This is a genomic window from Siccibacter colletis (assembly GCF_000696575.1).
In the GTDB taxonomy this organism is placed as follows: Bacteria; Pseudomonadota; Gammaproteobacteria; order Enterobacterales; family Enterobacteriaceae; genus Siccibacter; species Siccibacter colletis.
This window is the reverse complement of record NZ_JMSQ01000009.1, coordinates 157999-179217: the sequence shown is the minus strand read 5'-3', so window position 1 is coordinate 179217 and position 21219 is coordinate 157999. Positions and strand designations below refer to the sequence as shown.

The 21219-nt window shown below is 59.4% G+C and carries 16 protein-coding genes and 2 pseudogenes; 8 read left to right on the top strand and 10 right to left on the bottom strand.

Going from position 1 to position 21219, the window contains the following annotated elements; genetic code table 11:
• Nucleotides 1-11: 11 nt before the first annotated feature.
• Nucleotides 12-1229 carry a sugar metabolism global transcriptional regulator Mlc gene (gene mlc / locus ET34_RS0112805; protein ID WP_031522636.1) on the bottom strand — a complete coding sequence of 406 codons (1218 nt, stop codon included), beginning with the start codon at nt 1227-1229 and terminating at the stop codon, nt 12-14.
• Between the two features lie 76 nt (nt 1230-1305).
• On the bottom strand, nt 1306-2256 hold the full coding sequence (locus ET34_RS0112800) for a LysR family transcriptional regulator (protein WP_051640534.1): 951 nt from the start codon (nt 2254-2256) through the stop codon (nt 1306-1308).
• Nucleotides 2257-2369: 113 nt separating this feature from the next.
• On the opposite strand from ET34_RS0112800, the gene ET34_RS0112795 reads away from it, so the two are divergent.
• Nucleotides 2370-3620, top strand: a complete 1251-nt coding sequence (locus tag ET34_RS0112795) for an MFS transporter (RefSeq protein ID WP_031522632.1) — start codon at nt 2370-2372, stop codon at nt 3618-3620.
• A gap of 48 nt (nt 3621-3668) precedes the next feature.
• Here ET34_RS0112795 and glgX read toward each other — a convergent pair whose 3' ends face one another.
• The 6 genes and pseudogenes from glgX to ET34_RS0112765 form a co-directional block, all read right to left on the bottom strand.
• Nucleotides 3669-5744, bottom strand: a complete 2076-nt coding sequence (gene glgX, locus ET34_RS0112790) for a glycogen debranching protein GlgX (RefSeq protein WP_031522631.1) — start codon at nt 5742-5744, stop codon at nt 3669-3671.
• 68 nt (nt 5745-5812) lie between these two features.
• Nucleotides 5813-8338 carry a malto-oligosyltrehalose synthase gene (gene treY, locus ET34_RS0112785; protein WP_031522629.1) on the bottom strand — a complete coding sequence of 842 codons (2526 nt, stop codon included), beginning with the start codon at nt 8336-8338 and terminating at the stop codon, nt 5813-5815.
• The gene (treZ, locus tag ET34_RS0112780; protein WP_031522628.1) at nt 8335-10125 is read right to left on the bottom strand and encodes a malto-oligosyltrehalose trehalohydrolase; all 1791 of its coding nucleotides are present in this window, start codon (nt 10123-10125) and stop codon (nt 8335-8337) included. Before treZ ends, treY begins: the two co-directional genes overlap by 4 nt.
• Before the next feature lie 367 nt (nt 10126-10492).
• Nucleotides 10493-11389, bottom strand: a complete 897-nt coding sequence (locus ET34_RS0112775; protein ID WP_031522625.1) for a dihydrodipicolinate synthase family protein — start codon at nt 11387-11389, stop codon at nt 10493-10495.
• A gap of 672 nt (nt 11390-12061) precedes the next feature.
• Nucleotides 12062-12602 (bottom strand): annotated as a pseudogene (locus ET34_RS23210) (5' nucleotidase, NT5C type).
• Nucleotides 12603-12647: 45 nt separating this feature from the next.
• Nucleotides 12648-12977 (bottom strand): winged helix-turn-helix transcriptional regulator, encoded by a 330-nt coding sequence (locus ET34_RS0112765; protein WP_031522624.1) that lies wholly within the window; start codon nt 12975-12977, stop codon nt 12648-12650.
• Between the two features lie 92 nt (nt 12978-13069).
• Here ET34_RS0112765 and ET34_RS0112760 point away from each other — a divergent pair, with 92 nt between their 5' ends.
• From ET34_RS0112760 to tssD, 3 genes are all read left to right on the top strand, one after another.
• The gene (locus ET34_RS0112760; RefSeq protein ID WP_031522622.1) at nt 13070-13819 is read left to right on the top strand and encodes an SDR family NAD(P)-dependent oxidoreductase; all 750 of its coding nucleotides are present in this window, start codon (nt 13070-13072) and stop codon (nt 13817-13819) included.
• Between the two features lie 411 nt (nt 13820-14230).
• Nucleotides 14231-14935, top strand: coding sequence for a hypothetical protein (locus ET34_RS0112755; RefSeq protein ID WP_031522620.1), 705 nt, complete (start codon nt 14231-14233; stop codon nt 14933-14935).
• A gap of 357 nt (nt 14936-15292) precedes the next feature.
• Complete coding sequence (gene tssD, locus ET34_RS20985) at nt 15293-15628, top strand: type VI secretion system tube protein TssD (protein WP_330218004.1); 336 nt, start codon at nt 15293-15295, stop codon at nt 15626-15628.
• A gap of 88 nt (nt 15629-15716) precedes the next feature.
• On the opposite strand, the pseudogene ET34_RS22970 reads toward tssD, so the two are convergent.
• Nucleotides 15717-15848 (bottom strand): annotated as a pseudogene (locus tag ET34_RS22970) (hypothetical protein); the annotation flags it as partial.
• 133 nt (nt 15849-15981) lie between these two features.
• Between ET34_RS22970 and ET34_RS0112740 the strand changes: the two are divergent.
• From ET34_RS0112740 to ET34_RS0112730, 4 genes are all read left to right on the top strand, one after another.
• Nucleotides 15982-17466 carry a carboxypeptidase M32 gene (locus tag ET34_RS0112740; RefSeq protein ID WP_031522618.1) on the top strand — a complete coding sequence of 495 codons (1485 nt, stop codon included), beginning with the start codon at nt 15982-15984 and terminating at the stop codon, nt 17464-17466.
• Nucleotides 17467-17617: 151 nt separating this feature from the next.
• Complete coding sequence (gene asr, locus ET34_RS0112735) at nt 17618-17920, top strand: acid resistance repetitive basic protein Asr (RefSeq protein WP_031522617.1); 303 nt, start codon at nt 17618-17620, stop codon at nt 17918-17920.
• A gap of 98 nt (nt 17921-18018) precedes the next feature.
• Entirely contained in the window at nt 18019-18099 is an 81-nt protein-coding gene (gene ydgU / locus ET34_RS23240) for a small membrane protein YdgU (protein WP_455431297.1), read from the top strand.
• Between the two features lie 102 nt (nt 18100-18201).
• Nucleotides 18202-19029 (top strand): trypsin-like serine peptidase, encoded by an 828-nt coding sequence (locus ET34_RS0112730; RefSeq protein WP_031522615.1) that lies wholly within the window; start codon nt 18202-18204, stop codon nt 19027-19029.
• Here ET34_RS0112730 and ET34_RS0112725 read toward each other — a convergent pair.
• The gene (locus tag ET34_RS0112725) at nt 19026-21185 is read right to left on the bottom strand and encodes a putative bifunctional diguanylate cyclase/phosphodiesterase (protein ID WP_031522613.1); all 2160 of its coding nucleotides are present in this window, start codon (nt 21183-21185) and stop codon (nt 19026-19028) included. The two genes, ET34_RS0112730 and ET34_RS0112725, sit on opposite strands and share 4 nt — an antisense overlap.
• Between the last annotated feature and the right edge of the window lie 34 nt (nt 21186-21219).

Sequence of the window (21219 nt, the reverse complement as noted above, 5' to 3'; positions counted from 1 at the left end):
GTAAAAATTTGTTATCCCTGTAACAACCTGATTAACAGCGTACCGTTGTAAAGCGCTTCTTTGACCAGCGCCGCCCCTGCCATAGTGCCGCGGTGGGTAAAGTGCGTCGCCTCCACCCAGGTGTTGCGGCTGTAAGCCGGGAGCGCCTGCTGGGTGATGCAGTTGCTGATGGCGGGAAAGAGGATCTCCGACGCCAGATTTAGCGGGGAACCGATAAGGATTTTTTGCGGATTGAACAGGTTAACCATAATCGCGAGAATGCGCCCGACGTGGGTGCCGACGCCGACGATGATGTCCTTTGCCAGCAGATCGCCCTGACAGGCGGCCTCGCACAGCGACTCAACGGTGAGCGGCCTGCCGTGCAGCAGCGAGCTCATCGACTGGCCCATGCGCTGCTGCGCCAGTTCCAGCACGCTGTCGATGCTGGCGATGGTTTCCAGGCAGCCGTGGTTGCCGCAGTAGCAGCGTTTACCGAAAGGGTCGACCTGGGTATGCCCCATCTCCACCAGGCTGCTGCTGCCGCCGTGCAGCAGGCGGCCATCGGTGATGATACCGGCCCCGACGTTATGGTCGATCACCACCTGAATCACATCCCGCGCACCGCGCGCCGCGCCGAACAGCCCTTCCGCCATCGTCCAGGCGCTGATGTCGTGCTGAATAAACACAGGTACCCCGGTATGGCGCTCCAGCACTTCACCCAGCGGCGCGCTCTCCACCTCGTAAAACGGCATGCTGTGGACGATGCCGTTGCCGGTATCAATCACCCCCGGCAGGGTAATGGCGATGGCCGTCAGGCGCTCCAGCTTTTGCTGGTGCCGAATAAAGAACTGGTCAACGTGGGCGACGATGCGCTCAACAAACGGCTGCGGATCGTCGAGCGGCAGATCGAGCTGCTCTTCCACCACCAGCTGGCTGCTGAGATCGCGCAGCGCGAGGTTAATTTCACCGCGATTGATGCGCACCGAGAGAAAATGCCAGGCCTGTGTCTCGACCATCAGCCCGACGGCCGGGCGACCGCGGCTGCCCGGCTCCTGGATTTCAGTCTCCTGCACCAGGTGGGCTTCGAGCATTTCGCGCACGATTTTGGTAATGCTGGCGGGAGCCAGTTGCGCAAGGCGTGACAGGTCGATACGCGATATCGGCCCAAGCTGGTCGATCAGACGGTACACCGCACCTGCGTTCGTCTGTTTAATCTGATCGATATGCCCCGGCTGGCTATCAGCACCCACGTTAACTCCCTTATTTTCACGCTGCGAAATAAATTGTTGGCTATGGTGAAACACTTAACCAGCCGCCGTCAACTTTTTACCCAGGCTTGTGATTTGCCGCACGTTTTTCCCCACCGGCTGCTGCGGGATTAAGCGAAAGGGCGGCCCCGGTGAGCAGCGACATAAAGCGCTGGGTCGCCGCACTGCGCTCGCGGTGTTTCGGCCAGACCAGCCACATCTCCGAAATCGCATCCGGCTCGGTAATGGGGACCCAGCGCATCTCGGCCAGCTGCACGCGCTTAAAGGACGCGGGCAAAATCGATACCCCCAGCCCGGCCGCCACCAGCCCGATAATGGTCATCGCCTCCCCCACTTCCTGGGTGATATACGGCGAAATCCCGTAGCGGTGCAGCAGCCCAAGAATATCGTCATACAGCCCGGTGCCGACGTGGGGGTCGAAAAAGACAAACGGCTCGCTGGCCAGCTGGTGGAGCGACACCGTCGGCAAGGCTGCCAGCGGGTGGTCGCGATGGATCATCGCCAGCAGCGGCTCGCGCAGGATCAGCTGCCACGCCAGGGAATCTGGTAGCCGCGTATTGCGCATCAGGCCGAGATCCAGCGCCCCTTCGCTGAGCGGGCCAATCTGCGCCCGGGTATTAATCTCCAGCGTCTGGATATGCACATCGGGATAGCGCTGGCGAAACGTGGAGAGGCTGTCAGAGACCGCAGAGATAAAGGGTGCCGACGAGGTAAAGCCGATGCGCAGCTCCCCGGTTTCCCCCTGATGTAAGCGGGCCGCACGGGTGGCGGCGGCGTCCACCTGGCTCAGGATCTGGCGGCTGTCAGCCAGAAACTGCGTTCCGGCGGGGGTCAGGCTGACGCTGCGATTGGTGCGCGCCAGCAAGCGCGCGCCGGTTTCCTGCTCCAGCTGCTGAATTTGCTGGCTCAGCGGTGGCTGGGAGATATTAAGACGCGCGGCGGCGCGGCCAAAGTGCAGCTCCTCGGCGACCGCCACGAAGTAACGCAGATGACGCAGTTCGATAGCCATATTTAATACATATCATTTGAGATTATTAATATATTAGACAGATAAATCGCGATTTTCTACGCTGTGTGGACAATACAGCCCGCCGCGCGGGCGCCCACGCACAGGATGTAATTTTGAGTCGTACTGCCGACGTCAGTCCCGCCCCGACCCGCGAGGCCGACGCACCGCTTTCTCCCCCTCCGGTCACCTTTATCAAACGCGGCACTCCCGCCTTTATGCGCGTCACGCTGGCGCTGTTTTCCGCCGGGCTTGCCACCTTTGCCCTGCTCTACTGCGTCCAGCCGATCCTGCCGGTGCTCTCGCATGAGTTCGGTATTTCAGCGGCCAGCAGCAGCGTGTCGCTGTCGATTTCCACTGGCCTGATGGCGCTGGGTTTGTTGATCACCGGCCCGCTCTCTGATGCCGTGGGCCGCAAATCGGTGATGGTCACCGCCCTGCTGCTCGCCTCCAGCTGTACGCTGCTCTCTACTATGATGACCAGCTGGCACGGCATACTGATCATGCGCGCCCTGATCGGCCTGTCGCTCAGCGGCGTCGCGGCCGTCGGCATGACGTACCTGAGCGAAGAGATGCACCCGGCGGTGGTGGCGTTCTCTATGGGGCTGTACATCAGCGGCAACTCCATCGGCGGGATGAGCGGCCGTCTGCTGAGCGGCGTGCTTACCGACTTCTTCAGCTGGCGCGTGGCGGTGGCGACCATCGGCTGCTTCGCCCTCGCCTCGGCGCTGATGTTCTGGAAAATTTTACCGGCCTCGCGCCACTTCCGCCCGACCTCGCTGCGCCCGCGCACCCTGGCGATCAACTTCCGCCTGCACTGGCGCGATGCGGGTCTGCCGCTGCTGTTTGCTGAAGGCTTTCTGCTGATGGGCGCGTTCGTGACGCTGTTCAACTACATCGGCTATCGCCTGATGCTCTCCCCGTGGCATCTCAGCCAGGCGGTGGTGGGACTGCTGTCGGTGGCCTATCTCACCGGCACCTGGAGCTCACCAAAAGCCGGCGCGATGACCGCCCGCTACGGACGCGGCCCGGTGCTGCTGGCTTTCACCGGCATTATGCTCGGCGGCGTGCTGTTGACGCTGTTCAGCTCGCTGTGGGTGATTTTTGCCGGCATGCTGCTGTTCTCGGCGGGCTTTTTCGCCGCGCACTCGGTGGCAAGCAGCTGGATCGGCGTCCGGGCGCGGCGCGCCAAAGGTCAGGCATCTTCCCTGTATCTGTTCAGCTACTACCTGGGTTCGAGCCTGGCGGGCACTACCGGCGGGTTCTTCTGGCATGACTACGGCTGGAACGGCGTGGGGGCGTTTATCGGCGTGCTGCTGGTGCTGGCCCTGCTGGTCGGGCGGCGTCTGCACCGCAGGGTGCAATAAAAAAGCCCGCCCGGTGAAATGCCGGGCGGGCGATGACTTTCTGTAACACTACGGGCGTCTGAACAGCGCCAGACTGCGGCCCTCCAGTTCAAAATCCTTCTCTTTGGTGATCACCAGCCCGTGCTTCGCGCTGTCCGAGGTGGTCAGCTCCAGCACCCAGCCGCCTTCGCCAAACTGCGGGATCCGGAACGGCACGTTGCCTTCGAACGGGTTGATCAGCATCAGCACGTCATGCCAGATGCCCTCTTCGGTCTGCAGATCCGGACGCCCGATGTAGACGCCAAGCGTTGAGCCTTCATCCCACTGCTCCGGGGTCTGCAGGCCACCACCGGCGTTGAACCACTCGATCACCATGCCGTCACGCCAGTTTTCACGGCGCAGCAGCGGCTGGGCGGCACGCAGGGCGATCACCTTGCGGGTGAACTCCCGCAGCGCCTCCGCGCTCTCCGGCAGGTTTTCCCAGTGCACCCAGGAGATCTCGCTGTCCTGGCAGTAGCCATTGTTATTACCCATCTGGCTGCGGCCGAACTCGTCTCCCGCCAGCAGCATCGGCGTCCCGTGGGAGAAGAACAGCGTGGCGAGGAAGTTGCGCTTCTGGCGCTCGCGCACGGCATTGATGCCTTCATCCTCCGTCGGGCCTTCAGCACCGTAGTTGTACGAGCGGTTATCGTTGTGGCCGTCGTTGTTATCTTCCCCGTTCTCCTCGTTGTGCTTCTCGTTGTACGACACCAGATCGTTCAGCGTGAAGCCGTCGTGGGCGGTGATGAAGTTAACGCTGGCCCAGGGGCGGCGGCCGCGCTGATCGTAGAGATCGCCGGACCCCAGCAGCCGGGCGGCGAAATCGGTCGGCACGTTATCGCCCTTCCAGTATTCGCGTACCGTATCGCGGTATTTGTCGTTCCACTCCGCCCAGCCCGGCGGGAAGCCGCCCACCTGATAGCCGCCGGGTCCGATATCCCACGGCTCGCCGATGAGTTTCAGCTTCGACAGCACCGGGTCCTGAGTGACGGCATCGAAGAAGCCGCCGCGCTGGTCAAAGCCTTCCGGCTCGCGACCGAGAATGGTGCCGAGGTCGAAGCGGAAGCCGTCGATGTGCATCGATTCCGCCCAGTAGCGCAGGGAGTCCATCACCATCTGCAGCACGCGCGGATGCGAGGTGTTCACCGTGTTGCCGGTCCCGGTATCGTTGATGTAATAGCGATGCTGGCCCGGCAGTGTGCGGTAGTAGGAGAAGTTATCGATGCCCTTAAAGGAGAGCGTCGGCCCCAGTTCGTTGCCTTCGGCAGTGTGGTTGTAGACCACGTCGAGGATCACCTCGATACCGGCATCGTGGAAGGCGCGCATCATATCGCGGAAGCCCTGGATGCCGTTCGGCCCGTAGTAGCGCGAGGCCGGCGCAAAGAAGCCGAGGCTGTTATAGCCCCAGAAGTTCTTCAGCCCCTTGTCGAGCAGGTGCTGATCGTCCGGGAACCAGTGCACCGGCAGCAGCTCTACCGAGGTGATGCCGAGGCTTTTAATGTAGTCCACCGACGCCTTATGCCCCATGCCTTCAAAGGTGCCGCGCAGCTCCGGCGGCAGCGCCGGGTTGAGCTGGGTGAAGCCTTTGACGTGGGTTTCGTACACCACGGTGTGCGGCCAGGTGATGACAGGCCGGTTATTGTCCTGCCAGTCGAACTGATGCGGATCGATGACCTTACATTTCGGCGTGAACGGGGCGCTGTCGCGCTCGTCAAAGGTGAGGTCTTTGTCTTCGTGCAGCAGCTCGTAAGCAAAGTGCGCCTCGTTCCACTCGATATCGCCCACCAGCTCCCGGGCATAAGGGTCGATCAGCAGCTTGTTAGGGTTGAAGCGGTGACCGTTCTCCGGATCGTAGGGGCCGTGAACGCGATAGCCGTACAGCGCCCCGGGCTGAAGGCCGGGCACGTAGCCGTGCCACACTTCGTGGGTATATTCCGGCAGGTCGAAGCGTGCGATTTCCGTTTTGCCGCTCGGATCGTAGAGGCAAAGCTCTACGCGCTGGGCGTGTGCCGAAAATATCGCGAAGTTAACCCCTTCGCCATCGTAGTTGGCGCCCAGCTGATGGCTGTTCCCCGCCGTAATTTCATAAGCCTTACCGTTTGACATGCATTCCTCTCCATCGAAAGTACAATTTAACGTGCAACAGCGATTTATGACTTTTTATATGATTTAAATCACACACTTACTAACAATACACAACCATTGAGCGCCACGGCGCCAGGATCGAGGCTGGCCTCCAGCGTCAGCACTTCTCCGCTCAGCAGATCCCGGTAGCGGCGATGCGCCAGCCCGGCGGGCAGCGCGATGTGCGTGGCCTCCCAGCGTTCGGCGTGCGGGCCTGCCAGGGTACCGTCGAGGGCGTTAAATACCAGCCGCGGCGCGATAACAATCACCGCGTCATCGGCGTGGGTGCGGGCAAACGCAATCACGTCCTCAGCGTGCTCCCCCTGCGCCGCCAGCGGCAGGTACGCTCCCCGGCGGAACAGCGGCGGCTTCTGCTGGCGCAGGCGCAGCAGCTTCGCGGTGACGTGCTGCTTGAGCTGTCCGCTCAGCCAGCTCTGCTCGCTGTACAGCGGGGCGCTGGTGTCGTCGTTCAGCATCTGCGCCAGCGCGACGAAATCCGGCTCGCGGCGGTTATCCGGGTCAACCAGGCTGAAGTTCAGCCCCTCGCTGCCCTGATAGATATCGGGCACGCCCGGCGCGGTGAGCTTGATCACCGCCTGGGTCAGGCTGTTCACCAGTCCGGCCCGGATAAATGGCTGCAGCGATGCGGCGAAGTCCTGCAGGAAATCCTGATTGTCCGGAGAGAGCAGATGCCGGGCGTAGTCCAGCACCGCTTTCTCATAGGCATCGTTGCTGTCCACCCAGTCGGTGCGCAGCTTGGCTTCGCGCAGCGCTTTTTCAACGAACTCGACAAAACGCGTTTCCAGCGCCTGCAGGCCCGCCGCATCACGCGGGTCGAGGGTGGGCGGCCAGACCCCGGCCAGCGCCTGGTACAGCATCCAGGTATCCACGCCACGGGGGGCGGTGCCGTCGTTCAGGAACACCACTTTGGTCTGGTTCACCTGCCGCCAGCGCGCCACGCATTCGGCCCACAGCTCCGGCGCTTCGGTCAGGGTGTAGAGCCGCGCCCGGGCATCTTCCCCGCGTTTGGTATCATGGGTCGAGGTGCCGGACAGCGCATCCGGCTGGCGTTCCAGCCGGGTTTTCATTTCCGCGTGGAAGCGCGCAACCGAGAAGCCGCGCGGGATCGGCTCGGCCCCCACTTCGTTAAGTGCCAGATCCAGGTGCTGACGGAAGAACAGCGTGTCCTCCACCGATTTCGCCATCAGCGGCCCGGTGAGCTGCTGGAAACGGGTGCGGAAGGTGGCGGCCTCCTGCTGCGCCGTTACCGCGCCGCGGAGAATGCGCGTCAGGACATCAAGCGCGTCAGCGTCCGGTGCGCTGGCGCTGGCTTTCACCCGCGCCACGACCTTATCCAGCAAAGCCTGGTCGGCGGCGCTCAGCCCCTGAGCCCGTCCGTAGGTGCGGTATACCGGGAAGGCGATCAGCAGCTCGCGCAGCGCCTGACGCAGTAGTTCAGGCTTCAGCGCAACGCCCTCACCCTCGGCGATCTCACCCGCCAGCTGCAGCAGCCGGGTGAATTCCCCTTCAAAGTTGCGGTCCACCATCAGCAGCCGGGCATCGCGCAGCTCGGCGCGCATATCCACCGGCTGGCCCGCCACTTCATGCCAGGCATCGCGCAGCCGGTCAAGGTTGTCATCGTCCACCAGCACTTCCGCCAGCGCGGCGATAAATTCGTAGCCGGTGGTGCCGGAGATCGGCCACTCCGCAGGCAGGTGCTCGCCTTTGCCAAGAATTTTCTCTACCGTGATGTAGCACTCAGGCCCCGCCTGCTGACGCAGACGCTCCAGATAGCCCTGGGGATCGGCGAGGCCATCCACATGATCGACCCGCAGCCCGTCCACCACCCCGCTGTGCACCAGCTCGAGGATCAGACGGTGGCAGTCATCAAACACCGCATCGTCTTCGACCCGCACCCCTGCCAGGCCGGTGATTTCAAAGAAGCGGCGATAAGAGAGATCGCGCGGCGCGTCGCGCCAGGACATCAGCCGGTACGGCTGCTCATCGTGCAGTGCGATGAGCGCGGCGGGGTCGCTCAGCCCCAGTATCTCGCTTTCGCGCCCCTGCCAGCTCGCCGGGGTCAGCGGATAGAAATTGTCATAGTAGGCCAGCGCCGGTTTACCGCTCTGCGGGTCCGGTTTCACGCTGATTTCGCCGTTCTCCACCACCGCCTCAAAGCTGTCGCCGAGGAATGGCAGCGTCAGGCGACGCGACCAGTCGATGTCGAAATAGCGGGCATAGCGGCTGTGCTCCCCGTGCTCGATAACATCGCGCCACCAGGGGTTTTCCAGCGAGGCCGCCATATGGTTAGGCACGATATCGAGGATCAACCCCAGCCCGGCCTGCTTCAGGGCCTGCGCCATACGGTCAAAGCCTTCGCGCCCGCCGATTGACGGCTCGATCTCGTTAGCATCGGTGACGTCATAGCCGTGGGTCGAGCCTGAGGTGGCGGTAAAAATCGGGGAAGCATACAGGTGGCTGATGCCCAACAGCTTTATGTACGGCACCAGCGCCGCCGCGCGGTCAAAGGTCATGCCGTTGCGAAACTGAATACGATAGGTTGCGGTGGGGATCATAGCGCGGCATCTCCCTGATCGAGGCGAACCAGAATGGCGTGCTGCGGCAGTTTTTCCGCCGCCTGTGGCCAGGCAAACAGCGTCTCGCCCGGCATCTCCGGCAGCGTCTGCGGCTGCTCACCAATATTAAGCGCCAGCGACAGCGTCCCTTTCGGGAAGCGCCAGCTGACGGCGAGGAAACCCGGTGCCGTGGCCAGGACGTGACCGCTCTGTCCGTCAGCGGTCGCCAGCAGCGGTACCAGATAGCGCTGGCGCAGCGCCAGCAGTTTGCGCGTCAGCGCCAGCCAGGCCTCGCCCTCTTCTTCGTCCGGCTTATGCCAGTCGAGTTTCGAGCGGGTAAAAGTGCTTTCCTCATTGGGATCGGGCACGCTTTCGCCCTCATGCCCGGCATGGCCGTCAAACTCCTTCGCCCGCCCCTCGCGCACCGCTTTCGCCAGATCGCCGTGGAAGTCGGTGAAGAACAGGAACGGATTGGTCTCGCCGTACTCCTCGCCCATAAACAGCAGCGGAATATGCGGGGAGAGCAGCAGCGTGGCGAGCAGCACCCGGGTGCGCGCGGCACCCGCAAGGGTAATCAGACGCTCGCCCTGGGCGCGGTTGCCCACCTGGTCATGGTTCTGGATGAAATCCACAAACGCCACCGGCGGCTGATTTTTGCTGTCCACCCCACGCGCGTCGCCGCTCTGGGGTGAAATTTCCCCCTGATACGCAAACCCTTCGGCCAGCACGCGGGCGACCCGTTTTTCCGGCTCGTCGGCAAAATCCCGGTAATAGGCGTGCGTCTCGCCGGTGGCCAGGACGTGAATGGCGTTGTGGAAATCGTCGTTCCACTCCCCGGTAAACAGCGGTACCGAACCATCCTCGTTGCGCGGATGCAGGAAGGTGACGTTGCGGCAGTCTTCGGTGGTGAGGTGAATCGGCCGATCGGTGATGTCGGCGCGAATACGCTCGGCAATCTCAATCAGCACGTGTTTTTCCGAACTGTCTTCAATCTGATCGATGGCGTCGAAGCGCAGCCCGTCGAGACGGTACTCCTGCAGCCAGTAGAGCGGCGCTTCCGCGATATAGCGGCGGGCGGCATCCACATCGTAAGCAATCCCGGCACCCCAGGGGGTATGACGCTCTTTGTGGAAGAAATCCGGGGCCAGCAGCGGCAGGTAGTTACCTTCCGGCCCGAAGTGGTTAAGCACGATATCCAGCACTACCGACAGGCCATGCCCGTGCGCAGCGTCGATAAAGGCTTTGAAATCGTCCGGCGTACCATAGGCCGAATGCGGAGCATACAGCAGCACGCCGTCATAGCCCCAGCCGCGGTTGCCGCCGAACTGCGATACCGGCAGCACTTCCAGCATGGTGATGCCCAGCTCAGCCAGATAAGGCAGCTTCTCAATCGCGGCACGGAACGTTCCCTGCGGGGTAAAGGTGCCGATGTGCATTTCGTAGACCACCGCCTCTTCCCACGGCCGGCCTCGCCACTGGGTGTTCTGCCAGCGGTACTGTTCAGGGTCAATCACCAGCGACGGGCCATTGACGTCGGCTTTCTGGGCGCGGGACGCCGGGTCCGGCACCACCATGCCGTCGGCCAGCACAAAGTTATATTCCGTACCGGGGGCCACGCCGCTGACCTCACGCTCGAACCAGCCGTCGCCCGACGGGGTCATCTCAAGATCGTTGCCGTTAAGCCGCAGCGTGACGCGTTGCTGGCCGGTCGCCCACAGGCGAAAGCGCGCCACGTTTTCGGCCACCAGCTCGGCCCCCCAACTCTTCGCAAATGATGTGGATTCCATTCTGATGCCTCGTTTGTTCCGGAAGTGAGCAATGCACGACATCGCGCGGGCGGCCCCGGCGATGCGAGCTCAGATAGCAAAACGTATAAGCGTGAATCGGATGCCGTGCAGGGTCGACGCTCCCCGCCGCGCCAGAAGTTAGCGCAGCGAAAAACGTGCTATGAGCGGTGTCAGCGTGTCGCGACCCCAGGCAGCACTTGAAAATCAATCATAGACCATTGCGGAAGAAGTGAAGGGTGACGGGAGGCGAAAGCGCCTGCGGGAGGCAGGCACCATGACGTTATTCGCGCCCCAATTCTCAGGGTGGGTAAGCGTAGCGCACCCACCTCTGGCTACTGACAAGCATTACCGGTAACGGTGTGATTTCTCATTCCGGACGTAACGCCGGGCCGGAGAGCAGCGCCGCCAGCTGCTCACGATCCTCGCCCTGCAGGGTGCGCAGCGGAAACGGCAGGCACGGCGGCTGTACCGCGCCTGACAGCTCGGCCAGCGTGGCGATGGGGCGCAGACTGCCATAACGCTGAAACAGCGCCCACAGCGGGGCCAGCTCCGCGTTGAGCCGCGCCACCTCCTCTTCCCTGCCCAGAAACGCCGCCTGCGACAGCCTGCGTGCCGCGTGGGGAAACAGCCCGGCCAGTACCGAATACCAGACGTCGCACCCGGCGAGCAGTCCGGCGGCGGCGTGGGCATCGCCGCTGATGCCGAGCGTGATGGTTTCCGGAATGGCCTGCCGCAGCGCCTGTAGCCGCGCCGAGGCCTCCGCGCGCGTGCCGGAGAGCGGGCCGAGCTTAAGCGACCCGATATTCGGCAGCTGGCATACCGCGATCAGCAGTTCATCATCAAAGGAAAACCGCGTGGTGGCGGGGTTGTCATACACACACAGCGGCACCGCCACCGCCTGGCTCACCCGCTCATACAGGCGATACACCTCATCCCGGCTCAGGGGTTGATAAGATACCGGGGCCATCAGCACCCCGCTGACGCCCGCCTGCTGCGCGTCCTCGGCCAGACGTAACACGTCGTCAATATTGACCGCCCCGATACTGACCACCACCGGCACATCGCCCGCCGCGGCGGTTGCCAGTTGCGCCACCCGCGCCCGCTGGGCACGCGACAGATATGCATAGCTCCCCGTCGAGCCCAGCGCTCCGATGGCGTCCACCTTCGCGGCAACCAGGGTTTCAATCAGCGCGGTAAACGCTTTTTCATCCACGTTGCCGTTTACCAGCGGGGTAAGCGGAAACGCACTAAGGCCGTTAAACATCGTGTTCTCCTGAGTTGCGAAGGTGTGGAATGCAGTTATTTTTTCGGGTAGCCCGTGCTTAACATCAGCGCGCTGAACGTGGAGAACCTCGCAGCCCCTCCTGCCGCACCGGGGGCGTCCGTAACGGCCCTGATCAGGCGTACGAGGGTGCTCCAGAGTAAAGTGGCCGTTAATCCAGAAGCCGTCGCCCTTCTGTCAGTCAAATTTCAACTATGTTCTCGTGTTATTAATCAATCGCCCCCTGAAACCGCTTATCGTGACGGCCGGACTATATTTTTTTGCCACCGACACGCCCTCTGCCTTATCGGAAAGGTAACCCTGGTAATATTGGTGAAGGTCTTTTTCCGGGGGGGCGAAAAATAATTTCCGTATGAAACTTCTTATTTATTATTTAGCGGGCGCGTGCAGACTAACGCAATGCAGAGTTGATGTTCTACCACCAGATTTAGTGTTAACCCTTAACAGCATTAAGCGGTTTATTCGCTCAGCTAACCTCAACCCTGCACATGTGACGGAGAACTAAGAAAACATAATGTCTACAGCCGTTATTATTGATATGCAAAACGTTGTTATCGACCGAATCAGTAAGGGCGTGGATGTTTGTCCGGCTGTTAATTGCCTTACACCTCTGCTCTCCCCGCCGGGAGAGCATTGTTTAACGCGTTGATCCGTTCAGGACAAAATTCCATCAGAAGCAAACAGCGCGTCGATCTCCTGCCAGCTATTCACCCGGCGAAATCCCGTGACGTTTTGGTTATGCGGTGCGGAAAACAAAATGCCCTCGCCACGAAAATGCGCAAAATGGCGGGCATTGTCGTCGATAAGATAATCAGCGTTAAGAATGCTTTTATTGCCGCAGAAGACTATATTCATCGGACTGATAAACGGGAAATGCGCTGCCAGCCAGCGGAACTTGGCATCGAACGACAGCGGAAACTCCATCGCTGCCGTGGTGATAAAGACCTCGTGCATATGCGTCAACTTTTCAATCACCCGCTGGCTGTCGGGGATCACCGCCAGGTCGGCAAAAAAAATCTACCTCACCAATCATCGCTTCAATCTGCTCTTTGATGTCCGGGCGCAGTTGCTGAATGGTCAGGCCGTTGAGATCGGCCAGGGTGATGTGCGTATTAAAGCGGGTGTTCATGTGAGGAAGCAGCTTGCTGTTGAAGTCGGCGATGACCTCATCCATATCGATGGCAATTCTTGACATGACGTTTTCTCCTTTGTGCCGCAGCGACAGATGATGATGGCAGGTTCAGACGTCGCAGTGCTCCGCAGCAGCGCGCGCCCGGTTGGCATTTCCCCACTCGCATAGCGGTTGCAGCGCGTGGGCCAGCGTGCGGCCAAACTCAGTAATGGTGTACTCCACCCGCGGCGGCACCTCTTTGAAGTCATGCCTTACCAGGATGCCGTCTTCCGTTAAGTCCTTGAGCTGCTGGATTAACACTTTCTCGCTGATCCCCTCCGCCAGCCGCTTGATTTCGCCGAAGCGACGCGGACCGTGCTGAAAGTGAAACAGCAGGATGGGTTTCCATTTCCCACCAATGTAACGCAGGGCCACATCAAGCCCGCAAACGGGTTCCATAATTTTCTCCATACATACCTTTTGGTAGGTACTAGTATATACGAAAGCAAGCCATTACTCTGGTTTTCCGCTTCATCAACAGGGTAATAAACATGGGAAAGTTAGCAGGTAAAGTAGTGGTCATAACCGGTGCAAACAGCGGCATCGGTCTGGCATCGGCAAAACGTTTTGCCGCCGAAGGCGCGCGGGTATTTATGACCGGACGCCGGGCGCGCGAACTGGAAGATGCGGTAAACGCCGTGGGCCATAACGCCGTCGGTATCCCGAGTGATATCTCAAATATGCAGGATCTGGATACGTTGTTCGCGCAGGTTAAACGCGAAGCGGGACAGATTGACGTGCTGTTTGCCAATGCCGGCGGCGGTGATTTCGCTACGTTAACGGATATCACCGAAGCGCATTACGACCGTATCTTCAGCACCAACGTGAAAGGCACGCTGTTTACCGTGCAGAAAGCGCTGCCGCTGTTAAAGGATGGCGCTTCGATTATTCTGACCGGCTCGACCAGCGCCACCACCGGCGTGCCCGCATTCAGCGTGTACAGCGCCAGTAAAGCGGCGATACGCAATTTTGCCCGCAGCTGGATCCTGGAACTGGCCCCGCGAAAAATCAGAGTCAATGTGCTGGTGCCGGGCGCAACTTCAACCCCCGGCTGGCATGGTCTCGCCTCGGATCAGGAATTTAATCAGGAGATGATCCGCGCCGTGGAAGCCACCACCCCGCTCGGCCGACTGGCCGATCCCGCCGAAGTCGCCGCCGCCGCGTTATTCCTCGCCTCGGATGACAGCAGTTACGTTAACGGCAGCGAACTGTTTGTCGATGGCGGCGCTGCACAGATTTGAGTGTGGGCAGCTGATAAAAAAGCCCTGAATTGGGGGGTTCGGGGTTGTGTGTCTGGTCCAGCGCGAGAGCGGATATTTTCACTTTCGATAACCCACAATACATCGCCGTAATTGCACAGATTTAATCAGGCGATTATTCATTTCCTGAGCTATCACTGTTGCTGCTCTGATCATCGTCGTGATTGTGAAAGGTCAGTGTTTGTGATGCTCATTAATCTGTACAAGCGGCGAGTATTACCACGATATGGACAAGGCGAATTTACGCGAAAAACCGTAAAATTTTCCTTTTAAAAACTCAATATTTCATAAATATCTTTTTTAAATAATCTTTGCTCTGCCGGTATTTTTGGTAGGTTTAATTCTTGAATGTGACCCGTTATAATGCCCAAAAACAGATTGTCAGGATGACAAATGGATAACTATAGCTCCTATCTAAAACTTAAAATCAAATCAGATCGCAAGCTGGCATCAATCCTCGATAAAGCTGTAAATCAGGTGGGTCAGAACTTATATGATATGGCCAGTGATGCACTTGCGGGTGCAGAGAGAGCAGCCTGGTATCTGTCCTGTCTCACTCCCGCCTACGCTGATGTATGTCGTGAACAGAGTCATGAAGACATCAGATATTTTTACGGCCTTTACCAGGCAGCGCGCCGTGAAGATGTCATACTGGATATGGTAGAAATCTATTTCAAAAAAGAGATAGTTCAAATTTCAGATTCGGCAGAACAATCTCTTCTTGCGAGCGTCGCCCAATATTTCGCAGATATCGCATCAGAAAGATTGAACAAACAAACGCTAGCTTATTTTTTAGCAATTATTGTTTTAAGCTCAAGAAATTTCAAAGAAGCAGTGGTGAAAGCGATAACCAAAAGCATGGGTACAGTTATCGGCGCTGTCTCATTCTATGGAAAGGTGCAAAATGCAGCACTTTCCGCCCGAAAATTAAAAACATTACATCCGGAATATTATTGGGAACTTTATAATAATAAAATAGAGATGCTGTATCACCTCATTGAGAGTGAAATGTCAAAAATCATTTATTTTATTATATCTGGTTCAAACGACGAGGAAGAATTACTTTTCCTCATTCGCGAATTAGTGAGAAACAAATGAAATGGATAATTGAATTTATAGGGCAGTTTTTTGGTCATTTGCTGCCTGTAGCGCTGATTGCTGTAGGTGGCGTTATTATCGTTTTATTCATTCCAAAGTATACTATTTTCTTTGTGTTTGGGTGGGCGTTCTTAGTTTGTTATTTATACATAAAATACTCTAAATGGTTTTGAATTTATAATTACCTTGTTAAATAAAAGGATATACGCATGGCGAACTTAATTTATCTTAGCATTACTGGTGATAATGCAAGGTTTGATATCATCAGGATGCGGCACAGAGAAATCTATCGGTAACAAGTGACAAAAGGGGCAAAAGGGGCATGAGGACCAGATATTCATTTTTGAGGCAAATAATGTGGTCTCCGCTGAGGATAATATATCATTTCATGCATATACCTTAAGAAAACCAATAGACAAAGCAACCCCTTTAATGCTTCAGGCCTTAAACGATAAAGAAAAACTTGATTGCACACTGGATTTTTACAGAACTTCAGCCAACGGTGGCAATGAACTTTATTTCATAATTCATTTAAACAAAGCAAGAATAACAGAGATTAGTTACGCCTACCCGAACTCGATGACTCACAATGATATTCAACCTCAGGAGTTGGTATCATTAAGCTTTGCAACTATTACGATGGAACACATTATTGCAAATACTTCGGCATGGGCTAGCTGGAAAGAAGAGTAAGTACTTTGCCCGGTTCAACCGGGCTTTATAAATTCAGGAAGACAAGTCTTCCGGGCAGCCCTGACTTCTCTGTGCTGGCTCGATCACCTCAAACACAAGGCCCGCGGGCGCAACCGTACATCATGTACAGCGGAAATAGCGGCATCAGCGCGATGGCTCCCGGGGTGCTGATGGTCTGGGTTTTATCGTTGATCGAGACTATGACCGGTTGCTCAAGCCGTTAAGGCACCGCCATACACCGCTCAACCATCGTAACCTGCAACCCAGCATCCACTCTGCGCCTGCCCACCCCTCGCCTTCCCCGGCGCATAATGCTACCTTCAGAAAAAAGCACTCCCCTGACGCGAGGCCCTATGGAAAACACGCATTATCAGAACCTTACCCGCACGTTTGCCCGACTCTCCCGCTTCTCTCACCTCTCGGCTATCGCCAGCTGGGATATGTTCGCGATGATGCCGCCGGCGGGCAGCGCCGCGCGCGGTGCCGCGCTGGCGGAGATCGGCGTGCTGCAGCATCAGATCCTCACCGATAAGCAGGTGGGCCAGTGGCTCAGCGCCGCCGAGCAGGAAAATCTTAACGACGTGGAGCGCGCCAACCTGCGCGAGATGCAGCGGCACTATCAGCAGGCGGTGCTGCTGCCGGAGTCGCTGGTGGAGGCCAAAAGCCTGGCGGGCAGCAAGTGCGAGCACGCCTGGCGCACCCAGCGTCCGGCCAATGACTGGGAAGGGTTCTCTGCCAATCTGAAAGAGGTGGTGAAGCTCAGCCGTGAAGAGGCGCGTCTGCGTGCCGAGGCAAAGGGCGGCTCGCGCTATGATGCGCTGCTCGATATCTTCGAGCCGGACATGACCAGCGCCCGCCTCGACGTGCTGTTTGCCGACCTGAAAAGCTGGCTGCCGTCGCTGCTGGAGAAGGTGACCGACAAACAGGCGGCGGCAAACCTGGTGGCACCCACCGGGCCGTTCCCGATTGAGACGCAGCGCGATCTCGGTCTTGATGCGATGGCGCTGCTGGGCTTCGATTTTAACGCCGGTCGTCTGGACGTCAGCGCCCATCCGTTCTGCGGCGGCGTACCGGAAGATGTGCGCATCACCACGCGCTACGACGAGAACGAACTGTTCAGCGCCCTGTTTGGCGTGGTGCATGAAACCGGCCACGCGCGCTATGAGCAGAACCTGCCGCGCGAATGGCTCGGCCAGCCGGTGGCCCTCGCCCGCTCCACCGCCATTCACGAATCCCAGAGCCTGTTCTTTGAGATGCAGCTCGGGCGCAGCGAAGCCTTCCTCCAGCGCCTGCTGCCGCAGATCGTCAGCCGCTTCGGCAACCAGCCGGCGTTTGAAGCGCATAACTACATCGCGTGGAACCAGCGCGTGAAGCCGGGCTACATCCGCGTTGATGCCGACGAGGTGAGCTACCCGGCACACATCGTGCTGCGCTACGAGATCGAGCGGGCGCTGATCGACGGCGATATCGAAGTGGACGACATTCCGGCGCTGTGGGATGAAAAAATGCAGGCGTGGCTCGGGCTGTCCACCAAAGGCAACTACCGCAACGGCTGTATGCAGGACATCCACTGGACCGACGGCGGCTTCGGCTACTTCCCGTCCTACACCCTCGGTGCGATGTACGCCGCCCAACTGTTCCACGCCGCACACCGCGCCCTGCCGCATCTCGACCAGGCTATCGCGGCGGGCGACTTCAGTGCGCTGTTCGACTGGCTGCGTCAGAACATCTGGCAGCACGGCAGCCGCTTCTCCACCTCGGCGCTGATGACCAACGCCACCGGGGAAGATCTCAACCCGCTCTATTTTCGCCAGCATCTGGAAGCGCGCTACCTGTAACGAATGCCGCCGGGGGGTTGTACCCCGGCGTTGTACAAAGCGTTACACGCCGATACCAATCACTCACTGAAGCCCTTCGCGTCTCCCCCTATAGTTGCTGTCAACGGCCCCGCAGTGGGGTTGAAACCAAAACCAATTTGAGGGATTCACGATGAAAAAAGTATTAGCTCTGGTTGTTGCCGCTGCTATGGGCCTCTCTTCTGCTGCCTTCGCGGCCGACACCGCTACCGTACCGGCGTCTGCTACCCAGACCTCCGTCGCCAAAACCACCCATCACAAAAAACACCATAAGGCTGCCGAGCAAAAAGCCCAGGCCGCAAAGAAACACCACAAGAAAGCCGATGCGAAAACCGCTGAACAGAAACCGGTAGAACAGAAAGCGCAGGCGGCGAAAAAGCATCACAAAAAACCGGCGCACACCGCAGCCGCACCGGCAGCACAGCCGGCCGCGTAATGCCTGAATGATCTGATTTCGTATCTGGTGCCGGATTGTCGGCGGCTTCCCCCTGGCCGCCCCACCGCGCCAGATACGCTTTTTACCGGAGGCCGTGCATGTTTCGTCGCTATCAGTTCGAACTCCTGCTTCTTTTGCTTATCTGCTGCGGCGCGATAGCGGCCAGTTTCTATCTTTAAGCGCCGTAGCGCGCTGATTTCATCCCCTTTTTTCCGCGTCCCGTCTATAGTTAAGCCACAGGGTTTACTTTAATAATCATAATTGCCCCAACAGAGAGTGATATGCGTAAAACCGTTGTGTTTTTTCTGGGAACGCTTTGCCTGACCGCTTTATGTGCTCACGCTGACGACGGCGGTGAGAGTGAAATGAGTAGCAGCGACGTGACGACGCTGTTTTTTGGCAAGGACGACCGCACAGCCGTGATGGACCCCACCGCTGCCCCCTGGGACGCCATCGGCCAGCTGGAAACCGCCAGCGGCAACCTTTGCACCGCCACCCTGATCTCCCCGCATCTGGCGTTAACCGCCGGACACTGCCTGCTCAGCCCGCCGACGGGGAAACCCGACAAAGCCGTGGTGCTGCGCTTCGTGGCGCAAAAAGGGGGATGGCGCTATGAGATCCACGATATTGAAGGGCGCGTCGAGGCCTCGCTGGGCCGCCGCCTGAAACCGGACGGTGACGGCTGGATCGTGCCGTCATCCGCCGCGCCCTATGATTTTGGGCTGGTACTGCTGCGCAATCCGCCGTCGGGCATCACGCCGCTGCCGCTGTTTAGCGGCAACCGCGACGATCTCACCGCAGCGCTGAAAACCCAGGCGCGGCGCGTCACCCAGGCCGGCTATCCGCAGGATCACCTTGACGGGCTTTACAGCCACCGCGACTGTCTGATCACCGGCTGGGCGCAGCGCAGCGTGCTGTCGCACCAGTGCGATACCCTGCCCGGCGACAGCGGTTCGCCGCTGATGCTGAACAGCGACAACGGCTGGCAGCTTATCGGCGTACAAAGCTCCGCGCCGGCGGCCAAAGATCGCTACCGGGCGGACAACCGCGCGATTTCGGTGACCGGGTTTCGCGACGAGCTGGAGACCTTAGCGCAGCAGATGCCTTAGCCGTGCTGCTGGCGCAGGCTGCGCAGATCTTCAATCGGCATCGGTTCGCTGAACCAGTAACCCTGCAGCTGATCGCAGCCCGCCAGACGCAGCAGCTTCATCTGTTTTTCATTCTCGATACCCTCGGCGGTCACCGCCATGCCCAGCGCGCTGGCGATGCGGATGGTGCCGCCCACCAGCGCCGCCGCCTGTTCGTCGGTATCAATCAGCCCGGCGAGGGATTTGTCGATCTTGATGGTGTCGAAGTTGAAGCGCCGCAGATAGCCAATGCTGGAGTAGCCGGTGCCGAAATCATCCAGCGCCACCGCCGTCCCTAGCCCTTTCAGGTTCACAATCGCGGTCCGCGCCCGCTCCGGGTTCTCCAGCACGTAGGTTTCGGTCACTTCCAGCTGCAGGCGGTGCGCCGGGAAGCCGCTGCCGGTGATCACCCCCGCCACCTTGTTCTCAAACTCCGGGTCGCGGAACTGCGCCGGGGAGATATTCACCGACAGCTTCAGATCGCTGAGCGAGAGCAGATCCTGACAGGCACGGCGCAGCACAAACTGGCCGAGGGCATAAATCAGCCCGCTGGTTTCGGCGATACCGATAAACTGGTCCGGCGGCAGCGCGCCGGCCGGGCGACGCGGCCAGCGCACCAGGGCTTCCACCCCGACGGTGGCGAGGGTGCGGGCATCCACGATCGGCTGATACCAGACGTCGAACTCATTGCGCAGCAGCCCGTCGCGAATGTCGTTTTCAATATTTAACTGATGCTCGCGGGCATTATTCAGCTCGGCGTCGTAATGGGTGATGCGCCCTTTTCCGGTCACCTTCGAGTGATACATGGCGATATCGGCGCGGCGGAACAGCTCCGAGCTGTTGCACTCCACCAGCGAGCAGGCGGCAATCCCGATGCTGGCGCTGATGTGAATGGTGCGCTCCCCGACGCGCAGCGGCTGGTTAAGATACTCCAGTACCGCGCTGGCAAACGAGGCGGCCTGCTCCCCGGCGTGTTCACCGCCCAGCGTCAGCGCAAACTCATCGCCCCCCAGGCGGGCCAGCATTCCCCCTTCCGGCACCAGGTTGCGCAGCGCGCTGCCAATGCTGACGATCAGCTTGTCGCCGACGTTATGCCCGTAGATGTCATTCACATCCTTAAAGCCATCGAGATCGATAAACACCACGCAGGTGATCTCCGGCGAGCCGCTTTCGCTTACCGCCTCCAGCCGTTCGAGCAGCGCCCGGCGGTTCGGCAGATGGCTGAGCCAGTCGGTCATCGCCAGCTCCCGCGCCAGCTTTTCCCCGCGCGCCAGCTTGTACAGCCCGACGCTGCTCAGGGTGATAAACAGCACAATCAGCGCGGCGGCCAGCGCCACGATACGCGTGATGTCATCTGAGGCGGCTTCGGCGGCCTGCATGCCCGGCTGGCGCGGAGTCCAGTCGAGCCAGCCGAGGGTTTCCCCTGCAGCGCTCGTCAGCGCAATGCTCGACGCGTCCGGGCGCTGGTTGCGCCAGCTCAGGTTGTTGATCTGAAAGGTATTGCCGAGGTCGCGCAGGATCTCGCTGTTGAGGTGGCGGGTGATCACCAGGTAGCGGCGGGTGGCATCGTTCACCTGCAACCGGCCCGACATCGGGCGGATCAGGCCGATGCCGACGATAGCGATCCCGGCCTCGGTGCGGGTGATGCCCGCAAAAATCTGTTTATCGTCGCGCAGCGCGTTGCGGTGTTGCGTCAGCAGCGCCTGGAATCCCGCACCGAGAAAACGCACATCCGGCTGCGCAACAGGCTGGCTGCGGAACGCGCCCCACAGCGGGTGAAAGTTTTCATCCAGCACGAAGGTGCCGTCGTAGAGGTTATTGATTTTGTAGCCCGCGCCCCAGGCACTGAACAGCCAGCCGGTATCCAGCGTCGGGCGATACACCTGCGCGACCGCATCGTCCCAAACCGCGTTGTCGGTCACCAGCCCCCACATACGGTTTATCGAGGTCTGCACCGCGCCCTGTACCGACAGCGCCGAGCGCTGTTCGTCAATCTCATTGGTTTTGGCGCTGATCAGATGTAGCGACAGATACAGCAGCGCCACCACAGACACGGTGAGGCCAATACCGGCCATAAAAATCATGATAAAAAGCGTCCGTGCCGTAGAAAGAGTGCGCCAGGAAAACGGTTTATGCATTCGCCGCTCGCTTCGTCAGTCGGTGAGGTTAGCT

What these genes read in the sequence shown, in the direction of transcription:
- ET34_RS0112800 (WP_051640534.1), bottom strand. Translation starts at nt 2,256, where the DNA reads ATGGCTATCGAACTGCGTCATCTGCGTTACTTCGTGGCGGTCGCCGAG.
- glgX (WP_031522631.1), bottom strand. Translation starts at nt 5,744, where the DNA reads ATGTCAAACGGTAAGGCTTATGAAATTACGGCGGGGAACAGCCATCAG.
- treY (WP_031522629.1), bottom strand. Translation starts at nt 8,338, where the DNA reads ATGATCCCCACCGCAACCTATCGTATTCAGTTTCGCAACGGCATGACC.
- treZ (WP_031522628.1), bottom strand. Translation starts at nt 10,125, where the DNA reads ATGGAATCCACATCATTTGCGAAGAGTTGGGGGGCCGAGCTGGTGGCC.
- ET34_RS0112775 (WP_031522625.1), bottom strand. Translation starts at nt 11,389, where the DNA reads ATGTTTAACGGCCTTAGTGCGTTTCCGCTTACCCCGCTGGTAAACGGC.
- ET34_RS0112765 (WP_031522624.1), bottom strand. Translation starts at nt 12,977, where the DNA reads ATGGAACCCGTTTGCGGGCTTGATGTGGCCCTGCGTTACATTGGTGGG.
- ET34_RS0112760 (WP_031522622.1), top strand. Translation starts at nt 13,070, where the DNA reads ATGGGAAAGTTAGCAGGTAAAGTAGTGGTCATAACCGGTGCAAACAGC.
- ET34_RS0112755 (WP_031522620.1), top strand. Translation starts at nt 14,231, where the DNA reads ATGGATAACTATAGCTCCTATCTAAAACTTAAAATCAAATCAGATCGC.
- ET34_RS0112740 (WP_031522618.1), top strand. Translation starts at nt 15,982, where the DNA reads ATGGAAAACACGCATTATCAGAACCTTACCCGCACGTTTGCCCGACTC.
- asr (WP_031522617.1), top strand. Translation starts at nt 17,618, where the DNA reads ATGAAAAAAGTATTAGCTCTGGTTGTTGCCGCTGCTATGGGCCTCTCT.
- ydgU (WP_455431297.1), top strand. Translation starts at nt 18,019, where the DNA reads ATGTTTCGTCGCTATCAGTTCGAACTCCTGCTTCTTTTGCTTATCTGC.
- ET34_RS0112730 (WP_031522615.1), top strand. Translation starts at nt 18,202, where the DNA reads ATGCGTAAAACCGTTGTGTTTTTTCTGGGAACGCTTTGCCTGACCGCT.
- ET34_RS0112725 (WP_031522613.1), bottom strand. Translation starts at nt 21,185, where the DNA reads ATGCATAAACCGTTTTCCTGGCGCACTCTTTCTACGGCACGGACGCTT.